The organism is Okeania sp. SIO3B5 (assembly GCF_010692555.1).
GTDB lineage: Bacteria > Cyanobacteriota > Cyanobacteriia > Cyanobacteriales > Microcoleaceae > Okeania.
The window spans coordinates 1-13695 of record NZ_JAAHHG010000228.1 but is presented as its reverse complement, the minus strand read 5'-3'; the positions used below and the strand labels follow the sequence as shown (position 1 = coordinate 13695).

Below are 13695 nucleotides of genomic sequence, written 5' to 3'. Positions count from 1 at the left end.
AAAAATATCTCACTGCTGAGTTGATTTTATTTTTCAAAAAAACATAGTTGGTACTCTGGAGTTAAGTATTCAAAATGCTCTGGATATAGGAACTCAAAACTATAACGTTATAGATATATTGTCTGGAGCGCTGAAAAATATCTCACTGCTGAGTTGATTTTATTTTTCAAAAAAACATAGTTGGTACTCTGGAGTTAAGTATTCAAAATGCTCTGGATATAGGAACTCAAAACTATAACGTTATAGATATATTGTCTGGAGCGCTGAAAAATAGCTCACTTCTGAGTTGATTTTATTTTTCAAAAAATGATAGTCAGTACTCTGGAGTAAGTGTCGTACCGAAAAATTAACTCTCGCTACTTTCTTTCTGCTTTTTACTACTAGAAAATATCAACCAAGCAGCAGCTAATAGAGTAAAATTTCCCAACAAAGTCATTGAAGCTTGAAGAGTAACTAACCATTCTAAATTTGGGTCATTATCAAAATAATGCCAAGTGCAGGCACACATCGCACTTACCAATGCAGGTAACATGGCAAAAGATAAACCATACCAGGCACGGTTATTAGTGACATTGCCATAGAGAGAAATAAACCAAATGGCAGCTATCCATTCAATAACGCTAGAAATATGAATAATCCAAGTAGGAATTGATAAAGCGTGCATATCTAAAAAATCTGAAAATTTAAGTATCAACTTTGGTGTTATATAAGGTTATATCAAAAGAATAAACTACTCAGACAAATGCGAGCAATTTTGTGTGGTTACTACGGAAAAGGTAATAGTGGAGATGAGGCATTATTAGCATCCTTGTTGCAGATGTTGCCCGATAATATTCAACCTTATGTTTTGTCTGGCAACCCTATCGAAACTCAAAAACAATATCAAGTCGAAGCGGGCGATCGCCTCAATACTTTTACCATTCTCCAGGCAATGAAACGTTCCGATATTTTTATCTGGGGGGGTGGAAGTCTAATTCAAGATGCTACAAGTATTGCCAGTCCTTTTTATTATGCTGGACTAATGGGAATTGCTCAAAAAATGGGCTTAAAAACAATTGCCTGGGCACAGGGTATTGGGCCTTTACATCATCAAAGTACCCAATTTTTGGCAAAACAATGTTTTAAAGGTTGTACTGCGGTTAGTGTCAGGGATGCCAATTCAGCAAAAATAGTTGCCAAGTGGGATATTCCTTTTACTTTAGCTCCTGACCCAGTTTGGGCTTTGGAAAGTTCCTCTGTCCCTGGTCTTTGGGATTTACCTGCGCCGAGAGTAGCGGTCAGTTTGAGACCTCACCCACAACTTACTCCGGCAGGTTTAGCAATTTTAACTCAGGCTTTGGTTTCTTTTCAAAAGGCAACTAAAACGTTTATTTTGTTATTGCCTTTTCAACCGATAAAGGATTTAAAAATTGCTGAATCTATTCATAAAAAATTGCCTAATCATAGCAAGATTTTAAGTATAGAAGACCCGAGAATTTTGAAGGGAGTTTTTCGGGGTGTGGAAATGGTAATAGGTATGCGTTTCCACAGTTTAATTATGGGGTCTGCGGAGGAATGTCGTTGTTTTGCTATTAGTTACGATCCGAAAGTTAGTCAGTTAATGACTGAGTTGGAAATGCCTGGATGGGAGTTAGCTGAAGTGCCGGAAGATGCAAATTTAATTAGTAAGATGTGGATTGAAAATTATGCGAATGGGGATGCTTTGTTTCCAGAAAGGATAGATTTTTTGAGAGAGCGATCGCTGATTCATCAAGAGGTATTATATTCAATTAATAATTAATAATTAATAATTAATAATTGTAAGCATTCAGCAGTCAGCAGTCAGCCATCAGCTTTATTAATTTTAGTTGACAATTTAAGCTTGCTGTTCTTGTGCTTCAATTCTTTGTTTAAAAATGTTGTAGAAGTTAAGCAAATGCTTGCTTCATTTTTTCCTCTGAATCATTACCCAATAGATATCTGGACCTACAGGCACATTAAATTTAAGATCTAATACTTGTAAAGTTTCAAATCCTGTTCGTTGAATTAAATCTAGCCACATAGTTTTTCCCAGTACACTGTAGTGATTTTTATTAGTTTGATGTTGGCAACTTGTATCAGGGGCAGGTACTTCTAAATATAGATAACCTTCGGGTTTAATAACTCTATAAATTTCCTGTAAAGTAAAATATGGAAAAATACTATGTTCTAAACAATGTCTGCACCAAACAAAGTCAAAATAGTTATCTTCAAATTCTAGAAAAGATTGATCCATTTCATAAACTTGATAACCTTTTTGTTGGCAAATAGCCACGTCTTCACTATTTAGAGTAATTCCAATTGGTGAAAAACCATGTTTTTTAAATATCTCTAAAGCGACTCCTTGACCACAACCAATATCTAATATTTTGGCTGCTGGTGGTAAAAATATTTGCTTTAGACATACATCAAACATTTGTTTAGTTATTTGATTATGAAGTTTGGTTGGAGGTTCGGGATAGGTATCATTTTTAATTTTTTCTAGAAAGTTCTCAATTTTTTTTATTTGTGATGAATTTAGTTTCATAATATATAGGTATTCAACAATTAATAATTAAATAATTCGCTACTTGAAGCCTCCCCTTTTAAGGGGAAAAAAGAGGTTGTCGCGCAGCTTCGCGGAGGGTGGGATGGATGGGTTACTAACCATATCCAATCGACCAAGAGAAGAAATAATATTTCCTTGATATTCAATTCCGTAACGGTTTTAACCAGAGGTAATTATCCATTATCCATTAATGAACTACTCCCTATCTGAATTAGTGGTAAAAACTTACATAATTATCGTATAATTATAACGCAAAAATAGAGGTTTAAATTTTGGTAAGAGTCAGAGTCAGACAACACGTTAATCCTTTCTCTAGTAAGTATCAACAGCTAGTAATTTTACCAAATTTTAGTAATATTTATTCTGATATAAATAAACCATTACATTTGGATATTGGTTGTGGTCGGGGTAAGTTTTTATGGCAGATGGCACAGACAGAACCTGAGTGGAATTTTCTAGGTTTAGAAATTCGGGAACCATTAGTTATAGAGGCTAATAATTTGCTAAATGAACAGGGTTTTAGTAATTTGCATTATTTATTTTGTAATGCGAATATTTCTCTGGAAAAAATATTACAGTCTTTGCCAGAGGGAATATTACAAAGAGTCTCAATTTTATTTCCCGATCCTTGGTTTAAAAGACGTCATCAAATACGGAGAGTTGTACAACCAAAATTAGTGGAAGATTTAGCAAATTATTTAACAGTTGGAGGAAAAGTTTTTCTTCATTCTGATGTGGAGAAAGTGTCAAGAGAAATGTGTAAACGCTTCTCTGCTCATAGTTCATTTTCTCGAAGTTCTGATGATTGGTTAACTGAAAATATTTTGCCAGTTTTATCAGAAAGAGAAATTGCTACTTTAGCTAAAGATCAACCTGTGTATAAAGCTTTATTTGAGAAGGTAGTGCCGCTCGGAAGTTAAAAGTTAAAAGTCAAAAGTCAAAAGTAAGAAGTAAGAAGTAAGAAATAAGAAATAAGAAGTAAGAAGTAAGAAATAAGAAGTAAGAAGTAAATTATAGTTGTCAATAGGAGTTAAGGATTAAGTAGGGCTTGCTGATTAAATATCAAAGCATTGACTGATATTGGTTGTAGCATTTTTTGATCTAAAAAAGTGTCAGCTTTTCAGTGGCAAGAGCTGCAAAAAGCTAGTATTTTGGGAGGATTATGGCAGATAAATCAAGGGACAATTTTTCTGACTACCCCCTCTATAATTCCCCGTTCCTCCTGTCTCCTGTCTTCCCCTCCTGGGAGGGGCGAGGGGTGGGTTGTCTCCTACCCTCACCCATAAGACTTTTTCAGCAAACCCTAAGCAAGTATTTATGCTTAATATTTAACTGAGAATTTGACTCTCGATTGAGGTAAATGAAGATAATTTATATAGTATAAATACTTAAGCAAGCTACGAATTTTATACTAATTTTAATGTTACAAATTGAAGTGCGGAATGTGGGATATAAGGGACTCAAAGTAGCACTTTTTTTATCAGAAAAAACCTCAATCTATATTTATATCTCAAATAAAAACACGTAAGCATTCAGCTATTAGCATTCAGCTATCAGCTTTTTAAAGAGTCAAGCAAAGACTAAGGTTAGCTGACAGAAATATTTCATTCATAACTTTAATTCTCCTTGACGACTAATTCCTTCTTCCAAGATAATGAGTTAATAATTCATAGCTGATAGCTGATAGCTGACGGCTGAATGCTTACAAAAACACTATATAAGTATTCAAAATAACTTGATATTAATATTAGTCATTTATTTGGCAGTTTATATCAAGCACATTCTCATAATATGACAAATAACTAATAAAATTTGGGAAACTAATTTCCTGATATTCGCAACCTAAAACCTAGCACCTAAAACCTAATATTATCTTTTCTGTAGCAGGTTTAATACCAATTCCAAAAAATGATGAACTTCAGTTATTAAGTAATAATAATTCTTCAGTAATGTTTGTAAGGATTATCGGCATTAATCCAAAATATCTTATGCCTTTGAACCCTACTCCCTACTCCCTATTATCTATATCCCAAGGAGATGTAGCAAAACTTTTGAGAAATGGTATAATACTCCACCTTCAACAGGTGTCGAAGACTATCCATAAGCAATTTTCCCTTCTGCCTTCTGCCTTCTGCCTTCTGCCTTCTTTAAATCCAAGAACGAAACCACATCCTCATCTGCCAATTTTGCGGAGATATAGGTAATCCTAAATAAACAGGCATCCAAAAAATAAAAGCAGATAAAATGATAAAAATAACTGTAATTCCTATTACTCTCAGATGAATTTGTCTATTATTTAACCACCTATCAACCCACCAAGCAAGTGCCAAAATAGCAAACACAGCAGCACCCATATAATGATAGATAAAAGTACAACGAGTAACTTTTGACCAAGGTAAAAAATTAGCTAACCAATTTAATAATAAATATAGTAAAAACCACATTTCTGAGGCAGGAATAAATTTCATTTTTGCCTTAGTTACAATTTTATTGCGTCTAGCTTTTCGTTTTTTTTCCCAATCCAAGATGCGGTTAATTAATATTAATACTAAGGATAAAATTGCTATTGCTGATAACCACCAAAGAGCGGGATTTCCCATGGCATGAACATCATAAATTAGTGGATTAACTTTTGGATTTCCAATATCTGAAGGTAATGGTGGTAAAGAAGGTTCAGGTTTATCTAATAACCCTGTATTTTTATAGAAATAAACCACAGGTCTGAGCATCAATGGCCAAGTAAACCATTGAGCACAATAAGGATGAATATCTGGTCCGCTACCAATTCTTTGATGATAGCTGAAAATTTGTTTTTGCATTTCCAGAAATCCATATTTCGGATTGAGAATAATGTGGGGAATCCAAAGTAAGCTGTAAGTTATTATGGGAATAAAAAATAAATTTAAAGTAAATTGAACCAGATTTAGTTGAGTTAAATTTCGCAAAGGAGATATAAAATCAGGCTTTTTAGGAGGTGCTAAAAATTCAATAATCCATGCAAATATCCAGAGTAAATAAATACTGAGTAAAAATCCTAAACCATTCCATTTTATTGCAGCACTTGCACCAAAATTTATCCCTGCTAAAGCTAACCAAATGTGTTGCTTCAATTGCCAATCTTGCAAAGCAATAATTAAACATAACTGACCTAACAATCCAAAAATTACTAGATAAATATTATTTAAGGCGTAGCGAGATTCAACTAACAATAATCCATCTAAAGCAATGAGTAAAGCTGCAATAAAACCATAACTTTGACGACGAGTTAATTGATAAGCGATCGCTCCTACTACTACTGGAATAAATGAACCAGTTAAAGCATTTACCCATCGATAAGTCCAAGGAGCTAAAGTAGAACCTGTTTCATTATTCACTACTTCTTGTCCGAAGGGCAGATGAGAACCTATCCAAATACTAATAGCAATAATATATTGACTGAGTGGAGGATGGGCATTAAAAAAATCAGTTTTAGTTAAGTAATTATTGGCAAATTTAGCATAATAAACCTCGTCAAAAACAAGAGTATTAAAACGACCTAATTGCCAGAACCTGAGCATGATTGAAAATATAAATATGCTCGCCATGCCAACAATAAACCATCTAGATGATTTACCAGATATTAGTTGCATAAATAGAATAAAATTTAGAGTGTTTTTATTTTAGTATAAGGACATAAAAAACAGCCCTAAAGTGCATACAAATAGGGCTGTTGTTGTATAAAATAATCTAGCATACATTCTTTTACTGAAAATGTCAAGTATTTGCAAGTATTTGTCAGTGAACTCACCTTCAAATAATGTAAGCATTTCCTGCGGAATACTGCACAAACAGGTATTAGCTGTCAGCTAGCCTCCTCCGGAGGAACTGCGTTAACAGCAACAATACTCTCTCATATAGGAAACTGTTTAAATTAATATAGACGTAAGCATTCAGCTATCAGCAGTCAGCTATCAGCAATTAGTAATGAATAATTACTTCTCAGGTTTAGTCCTGAGACTTTGGCAGTAACTTTTTATTCTTTTTAAATTTCAAAGATTGTTTTTACCTTTCCTAAAATTAATAGCTGAGAGCTAATAGCTGACGGCTGAATGCTTACATATAGACTTTAAGGGCAAGGAAGCCAACTTTTTTAGTAAGAGAATTAATAAAGCTTTTATCGTTAACTAAAACCAATAGCTGAAGTCCGCAGTTCCTCCGGAGGAGGCTAGTTGATAACGCAGTTCCTCCGGTAGGAGGCAGGCTGACGGCTGAATGCTTACTAAATAATTGCCTTGATTCAGATATTAATGACTTTATATAGTTGCCCAAATAGACATTTCTAGAAAAGAGGGAGTAGGCAGTAGGTAGTAGAGGGAAATAATTGATAATTTCTGTGTGATAATTGATTTGATTTTTTATTATTGGAGATGTCTAATATAGGGTTTGCTGAAAAAGTCTTATAGGTGAGGGTAGGAGACAACCCACCCCTAACCCCTCCCAGGAGGGGAAGACAGGAGAAATGGTTCGGGAGCGAGGAAGTAGGAGTAATAATTTTCATTAATTGATAATGGATAATTGATAATTGATAATTACCTCTGGTTAAAACCGAGAGGATTGAATATAAGGAAATATTATTTCTTTTTTTTCCCCTTAAAAGGGGAGACTTTAAACCAGAATTATTTAATTATTAATTATTAATTATTAATTATTAATTATTCGGTAAGAATGATTTTTCTGCCCAACTATGCGCCTAAAATACTAATTTCTTGAGTTTTTTAGACTGAAATAGGCGCACTTTTTTCAGCCCTAAAAAGGCTAAAATTTTTATCTATAAATGCTTTGATATTTAATCAGAAATTCCTAATATAAAAAAAATTAAGTAGTCATAAAAATCACAATAAAGTAAGCATTTCCTCCGGAATGCTGCGCAAACAGCCGTTAGCTATTAGCTAGTCTCCTAGGTCGGAACTGCATTAACAGCTATTAATTTTGGAGAAGGTAAAAGCAATATTTGAAATTGAGAAAGAATAAAAATTTACTGCCAAAATCACATTTCTAAACCTGAGAAGTAATTATTCATTATTAATTAGCTGATAGCTCACTGCTAAGAGCTGTTTGCGCAGCATTCCGCAGGAAATGTTTACACAATAAATAACAGTATTTTAGATATTTTTCCTCTTCTAAAAATAAGTAAAAAAATTGAAATTGTCGGGTGCATCTCATAGCAAGCAAAAATACTTTTTTTCTATATATTCCCTGTTCCCTGTTCCGGTGTTCCCTAAAAGCGATAAATTTTTGGCTTTCTTCAAAATTGAGATGCACCCAAATTGTCAGTGTATTTACCAATGGATAATGGATAATTGATAATTAATCCATTCAGTTTAAAGCCTCTCCTTATACCAAGCGTGAAAAAAGAATGCTATATTTAAGTGACACTTCAATTATTAAGTAATTAACACAGACTGAATATTTTTTTTGATAATTAGCACGCCAGTTATTGTTAATTATTCTTATTTTTACCGAATTATTAATAATTAATAATTAATAATTAAATAATTCGCGCCTTGAAGCGTCCCCTTTTAAGGGGAAAAAAGCGGTCGAGGGATGGCGAGGTCTCCTCGCCATATCCAATCGACCAAGAGAAAAGAAATAATATCTCCTGATATTCAATCAAGAGCGGTTTTAACCAGAGGTAATTATCAATTATCAATTATCCATTATCAATTAATGAACTCTCCCTGTAGGGACGCCCTTATGCAACGTCCCTACCCACTCCCCTACTCCCCCGCAATGCGAAAATGTAGTAAACATTTATCAAATTGGTATTATCCATTATCAATTAATGAAAGCAGTTTTGGAGTTGATGAGGTACAAAATTTTAGGACTTTAGGGAGTAGGGAATAGGGAAAAAAAGAATTGATAACTGATAAATGAAATGACTTTCCGTAATCAGGGGTAGTTTTCTTGAAGATCAAAAATAAACTTATATCAGCGAATAATATCATCGTATTTTTACGATTTAAACTGATAAATTAGTCTTCATTCTAAGTACTTCATCCGTTGTATGGAATTGCATAGACTAGAAGTAACTAGACATAAAAGTATTCGTAATCACTAAATTTTGAGGAAAATGGAAGAAACAACAGAACTATTTGGCCCTTTAAATGAACCAGAATCTTCTCTTAACTATAATTTTGTTGTCGGAGAAAAAAGTAATATTCCCTTAGATAAATTTTCAGGTTCTGATGAGGATACTAATTTACCTCCCGTGTTAAATCTTAAAGAAGATCCTGATGATATTCTACTAAAAAGTAATATCGATTTTGAAAATTCATTTGATAGCTTAAGAAATTCAACTGACCAAAATTCTACAGATGAAAAAACAGTAATTGTCAGTCGGTTGGAACAGGAGAATTCAAAAAAAGACTTAGAAACGGAAAACTCCGATTTGTTAACAGGTTTACCCACAGAAGAATCTTCTAAAAATTCACCAGAAAAACCCACTGATGTCACTTTACCTACAGAAGAGAAAATATCTGTAAATAATGATGGAGAAAAATCTGAAACAGATGTTGTCAAGATTCAACCAAAAGCAAAATTACCAAAGACAGTAACTAATATTGCTTCATTAGAACCTCAAGATAAAGTATCACCAGAAGTATTAGAAGCGATCGCTAATGACGAACCCCAAGAACTTCTCATTTCACTTGATAATTCAGAAATTAATGAACTTGTAGAAGCTCGAATGGTAGAGGAAAATTTAAAGGCAGGTAGCGAAGAACTTTTAGAATACAAAGCAGAATTGCTAGCAGAACTTAAAGAAGAGGTATTTTCTAATTTACCAGAAGGATCTGAAATCATAGAAGAGTATAAAAACTTGGGAATTTCCTTCATCCAGTTTGAGTCAGAAGCAGCTCTGCAAGAACTGTTAGAAAATGATAATGTTTTACGAGCAGCAGCTCCCGAAATTTATGAAAAAGCTCTAGTAGAAAGTCTACCCATCATCAATCAACCAGAAGCAGAAGCAGGAGGATATACTGGAGCAGGTACAACTGTTGCCGTTCTAGATACAGGTGCAAACCAAAATGCGCCAGGACTTGAAGGAAAAGTAGAAGTAGCCATAGACTTTGCCCCTGATGATGGTGTTGAAGATGATGATGGACATGGAACTAATGTTAGTGCAATTGTTGCTGGAGTAGCACCCGATACCAAAATTGCAGCACTAGATGTTTTCGACGGTGAAGGAGCTTCTGAACAAGATATTTTAGAAGCAGTCAACTGGGCGATCGACAACAAAAATACCTACAATATTGAAGCCATAAATATGAGTCTTGGTGGCGACCAAAAATTTACAGGTTCACTCTCAGATAATAGCTCTGCTCTAGGCCAAGCCATTGCCCAAGCAAAATCAATAGGTATTCTCAGTATTGTTGCTTCGGGGAATAATGGATACACCGATGGAATTTCATGGCCGGCAGCTTTTGACAGTGCGGTATCTGTTGGCGCAACCTATGACTACACAGGCTCTAGTGGAAATAACTCTGTACAGCCAGATCAAGTAACATCCTTTTCCAATAGCGCCCAATTTCTAGATATATTAGCACCAGGATCTTTTATCAATGCAGGAGGATCAGAGCTACAAGGAACCTCAATGGCAGCGCCCCACGTTTCCGGAGCAGTTGCGGTCTTAAGTCAAGCCTTCCCCAATGAAAGTCCCGACGAAATTCTCCAACGGATGCTCAATTCTGGCGACCCCATTACAGACGAACGGAATGGAATTAGCAAACCCAGACTTAACCTTGGTGCTGCATTAGAAATAGAATCTTCTCGACCTGACAACGATAATTTCCTAGATAGCGGAATCCTATTTGGTACATCAGACAGTAACTCTGGTACAAACGTTGGTGCTACTCAACAGTCCGGGGAACCAAATCACGCTGGCATTGAAGGAGGTAATTCAGTTTGGTGGAGTTGGGAAGCTCCCACTTCTGGTGAAGTAACAGTCAATACTTTCGATAGCGACTTTGATACTTTATTAGCTGCCTATACAGGTGCTTCCGTGTCAAACCTGACGGCAATTGCCAGTAACGATGATAGTGGAGGTGATACCCAAAGCGAAATTGTCTTTGATGCAGTAGGGGGAACTACATATCATTTTGCAGTAGATGGATATTTGGGAGCTACAGGCAATATCAATCTCGACCTTTCACTAGAAACAATAAGCGTAGAAAACGATAACTTATCTAACAGTATTTCTCTAAGTGGTTCATCTACTAGCACTACTGGCAACAATATTGATGCCACCAAAGAATCAGGAGAACCTTCTCATGCTGGAAACAGTGGGGGTAGTTCCGTTTGGTGGAATTGGACAGCACCTTCATCTGGTACAACCACTATAGGAACTAATAGTAGTGATTTTAATACTATATTGGGGATTTATACAGGTTCTTCTGTGTCAAATCTGACTGAAGTTGCTAGTGATGATGATGGGGGTGAGGGATTACAAAGTCAGGTAACTTTTGATGTTGTTGAGGGAACAAATTATAAGATAGCGGTTGATGGATATTCTGGTTCTCAGGGTAATATTGTTTTAGATTTAGCTCTAGCAACATCACAGATATCTAATGATGATTTTGACAATAGTGCTAATCTCAGTGGTACTTCTGATAACGTAACTGCTAGTAACATTAACGCCACGAGAGAATCAGGAGAACCTTCTCATGCTGGAAATTCTGGAGGCAGTTCCCTTTGGTGGAATTGGACTGCACCCAGTTCAGGATTAGTAACTATTAACACCTTAGATAGTAGCTTCGACACACTTTTAGCTGCTTACACAGGTTCATCAGTCTCGAACTTAACAGAGATTGCTAGTAATGACGATAGTAGCAGTCTGCAAAGTCAAATTGCTTTCCAAGCAGTAACAGGAACTAACTATCAAATTGCAGTGGATGGATATGATGGAGCAGCAGGAGATATCGAATTAGCTTTGTCATTAGACATTGACACTTTAGTTAATGATGACTTTGCTGATAGAAGTTCCTTAACTGGTTCCGAGATTAATATTACTGCTACGAACGAAAACGCAACTTTAGAGTCAGGAGAACCTCTTCATGCAGGCAATAATGACGGTGCTTCTCTATGGTGGAGTTGGACAGCTCCCAGTGCTGGTAATGTAGTCATCAATACTGACGGTAGTGATTTTGATACTATACTAGCAGCTTATACAGGTTCATCTATCTCTAACTTAACTGAGATAGCAAGTAACAATGATAGTGTCGCCTACGGTTCCCAAAGTGAGATTCTCTTTGATGTAGTTGAAGGTGAAACCTACAACATTGCAGTGGATGGATACAATGGTAATTTTGGTAATATTAATCTCGAACTAATTCATTCTACCTTTGAAAACCAAATCGATCTATCTAGTGATGTTTTTGAAGTAACTCCACAACAAGTTACCCCTGGTGATTCTATTCAGATTGACTTTTCTGTAGAAAATACTGGCAGCAATGATGCTGGTAGCTTCGATGTAGACTTCCTCTTATCCGAGGATAGTGATATCGATCCACTGGAAGACTTTTCCCTTGGTTTTACCTCCATAGAAAGTTTGCCAGGAAACAGTAATACTGGTGTCTTAAGAGGCAATTTGTCCCTACCTACTATAGATGATTTTTCTTGGGATGAAAATATAGATTATCAGATTGGTATGATCATTGATAGATCCCATGATGTCACTGAAACTAACGAATCCAATAATACAGATACTGAAACGATATCGGTATCTACAACATCACAAGAACCATCTTACACAAGCTCCCAAGTCAGAATTAATGGGGAATATGAACCCATTGCAGGTGACTTTAATGGAGACAACAATACAGATGTTCTCTGGTATCAACCAGGACCAGGCCAGGATTTCATTTGGTTCTTCAACTCTGACAATAGTTACCAGAGCAGTCCCTTCAAAGTCAATGGTACTTACACGCCGATAGTGGGAGATTTTAACGGTGATAGCACTTCAGATATTCTGTGGTATGCACCGGGAACAAACCAAGATTATATCTGGTTCTTTGATAAGGATGGAAATCGTACCAGTAGACAGTTCACAGTTAACGGTACTTACACTCCAGTAGCTGGAGACTTTGATGCTAGTGGTACTACAGATATTCTCTGGTATCGACCTGGTACAGGTCAAGATTATTTATGGTCTTTCAATTCTGACGGTAGTTATGACAACAGTCAGTTCACAGTTAATGGTACTTACACCCCGGTAGCTGGAGACTTTGATGCTAGTGGTACTACAGATATTCTCTGGTATCGACCTGGTACAGGTCAAGATTATATTTGGTCTTTCAATTCCGACGGTAGTTATGACAGCAATCAGTTCACAGTTAATGGTACTTACACCCCTGTGACTGGAGACTTTGATGCCAGTGGTACTACAGATGTTCTGTGGTATAGAGCAGGTACAGGTCAAGATTATATTTGGTCTTTCAATTCCGACGGTAGTTATGACAGCAATCAGTTCACAGTTAATGGTACTTACACTCCAGTAGCTGGAGACTTTAACGGCAATCTCTTCTCTGATATTCTGTGGTATCGACCTGGTACAGGTCAAGATTATTTATGGTCTTTTCAATAGATCTGAATTTAACTGATATCATGTCCGGTTTTCATATTTAATATCATGTCCGGATAATTAGTGATAAAAAAACTTTCTCCTTCTTTTCGTCTTTCTTCGCTCCTGAATTCTGTTTGCGTAGCATGACCTAGGAAATTCTGAATTGCAGAATTGCTGAATTCTGAGTAGTTTATTTATAACTGTTCAACCGGACATAATATTATACCAAATCCCTTCTCTAAAAATGATTACTATTATTACAGCGCTGTCCGCTATTACGAGGTACACCCCGAAGCGGGCAAGATGCCCGCACTACAATATTTTCACTATTACATCGTTTGCCCGAAATATGCTGTATTAAGTCCAGTAGTGGATTGTTTCACCTAAAATAGTGCAGAGCGCTTTTTTCGTCACCCCATCCCCCCATCACCCCATCCCCCCATCACCCCATTTTCTAATGCAACATTTTAGATGAAACAGTCCAGTAGTGGACTGACACAGCTAAAACTGTTCTCGCTTAGGGGGAAGGCCA

General features: G+C 35.9%; 6 protein-coding genes. 3 read left to right on the top strand and 3 right to left on the bottom strand.

Annotated elements, in window-relative coordinates; all coding sequences use genetic code 11:
- Window positions 1–346: 346 nt before the first annotated feature.
- Complete coding sequence (locus tag F6K54_RS25200) at window positions 347–664, bottom strand: DUF2499 domain-containing protein (protein WP_293083528.1); 318 nt, start codon at window positions 662–664, stop codon at window positions 347–349.
- Between the two features lie 78 nt (window positions 665–742).
- Here F6K54_RS25200 and csaB point away from each other — a divergent pair, with 78 nt between their 5' ends.
- On the top strand, window positions 743–1780 hold the full coding sequence (csaB, locus tag F6K54_RS25195; RefSeq protein WP_293083522.1) for a polysaccharide pyruvyl transferase CsaB: 1038 nt from the start codon (window positions 743–745) through the stop codon (window positions 1778–1780).
- Between the two features lie 144 nt (window positions 1781–1924).
- Here the strand turns inward: csaB and F6K54_RS25190 are convergent, their stop codons facing one another.
- Entirely contained in the window at window positions 1925–2545 is a 621-nt protein-coding gene (locus F6K54_RS25190) for a bifunctional 2-polyprenyl-6-hydroxyphenol methylase/3-demethylubiquinol 3-O-methyltransferase UbiG (RefSeq protein WP_293083520.1), read from the bottom strand.
- Window positions 2546–2838: 293 nt separating this feature from the next.
- Between F6K54_RS25190 and trmB the strand changes: the two genes are divergently transcribed.
- On the top strand, window positions 2839–3486 hold the full coding sequence (gene trmB, locus F6K54_RS25185; protein WP_293083517.1) for a tRNA (guanosine(46)-N7)-methyltransferase TrmB: 648 nt from the start codon (window positions 2839–2841) through the stop codon (window positions 3484–3486).
- A gap of 1227 nt (window positions 3487–4713) precedes the next feature.
- Here trmB and F6K54_RS25180 read toward each other — a convergent pair.
- Entirely contained in the window at window positions 4714–6195 is a 1482-nt protein-coding gene (locus F6K54_RS25180) for a dolichyl-phosphate-mannose--protein mannosyltransferase (RefSeq protein ID WP_293083516.1), read from the bottom strand.
- Window positions 6196–8675: 2480 nt separating this feature from the next.
- Between F6K54_RS25180 and F6K54_RS25175 the strand changes: the two genes are divergently transcribed.
- A complete protein-coding gene (locus F6K54_RS25175) occupies window positions 8676–13184 on the top strand; it encodes a S8 family serine peptidase (protein WP_293083513.1) in 4509 nt (1502 codons plus the stop codon).
- Window positions 13185–13695 lie beyond the last annotated feature (511 nt).

Bases quoted from the DNA above. Each gene is read 5' to 3' on its own strand.
- F6K54_RS25200 (WP_293083528.1), bottom strand. From the start codon at position 664: ATGCACGCTTTATCAATTCCTACTTGGATTATTCATATTTCTAGCGTT.
- csaB (WP_293083522.1), top strand. From the start codon at position 743: ATGCGAGCAATTTTGTGTGGTTACTACGGAAAAGGTAATAGTGGAGAT.
- F6K54_RS25190 (WP_293083520.1), bottom strand. From the start codon at position 2,545: ATGAAACTAAATTCATCACAAATAAAAAAAATTGAGAACTTTCTAGAA.
- F6K54_RS25180 (WP_293083516.1), bottom strand. From the start codon at position 6,195: ATGCAACTAATATCTGGTAAATCATCTAGATGGTTTATTGTTGGCATG.
- F6K54_RS25175 (WP_293083513.1), top strand. From the start codon at position 8,676: ATGGAAGAAACAACAGAACTATTTGGCCCTTTAAATGAACCAGAATCT.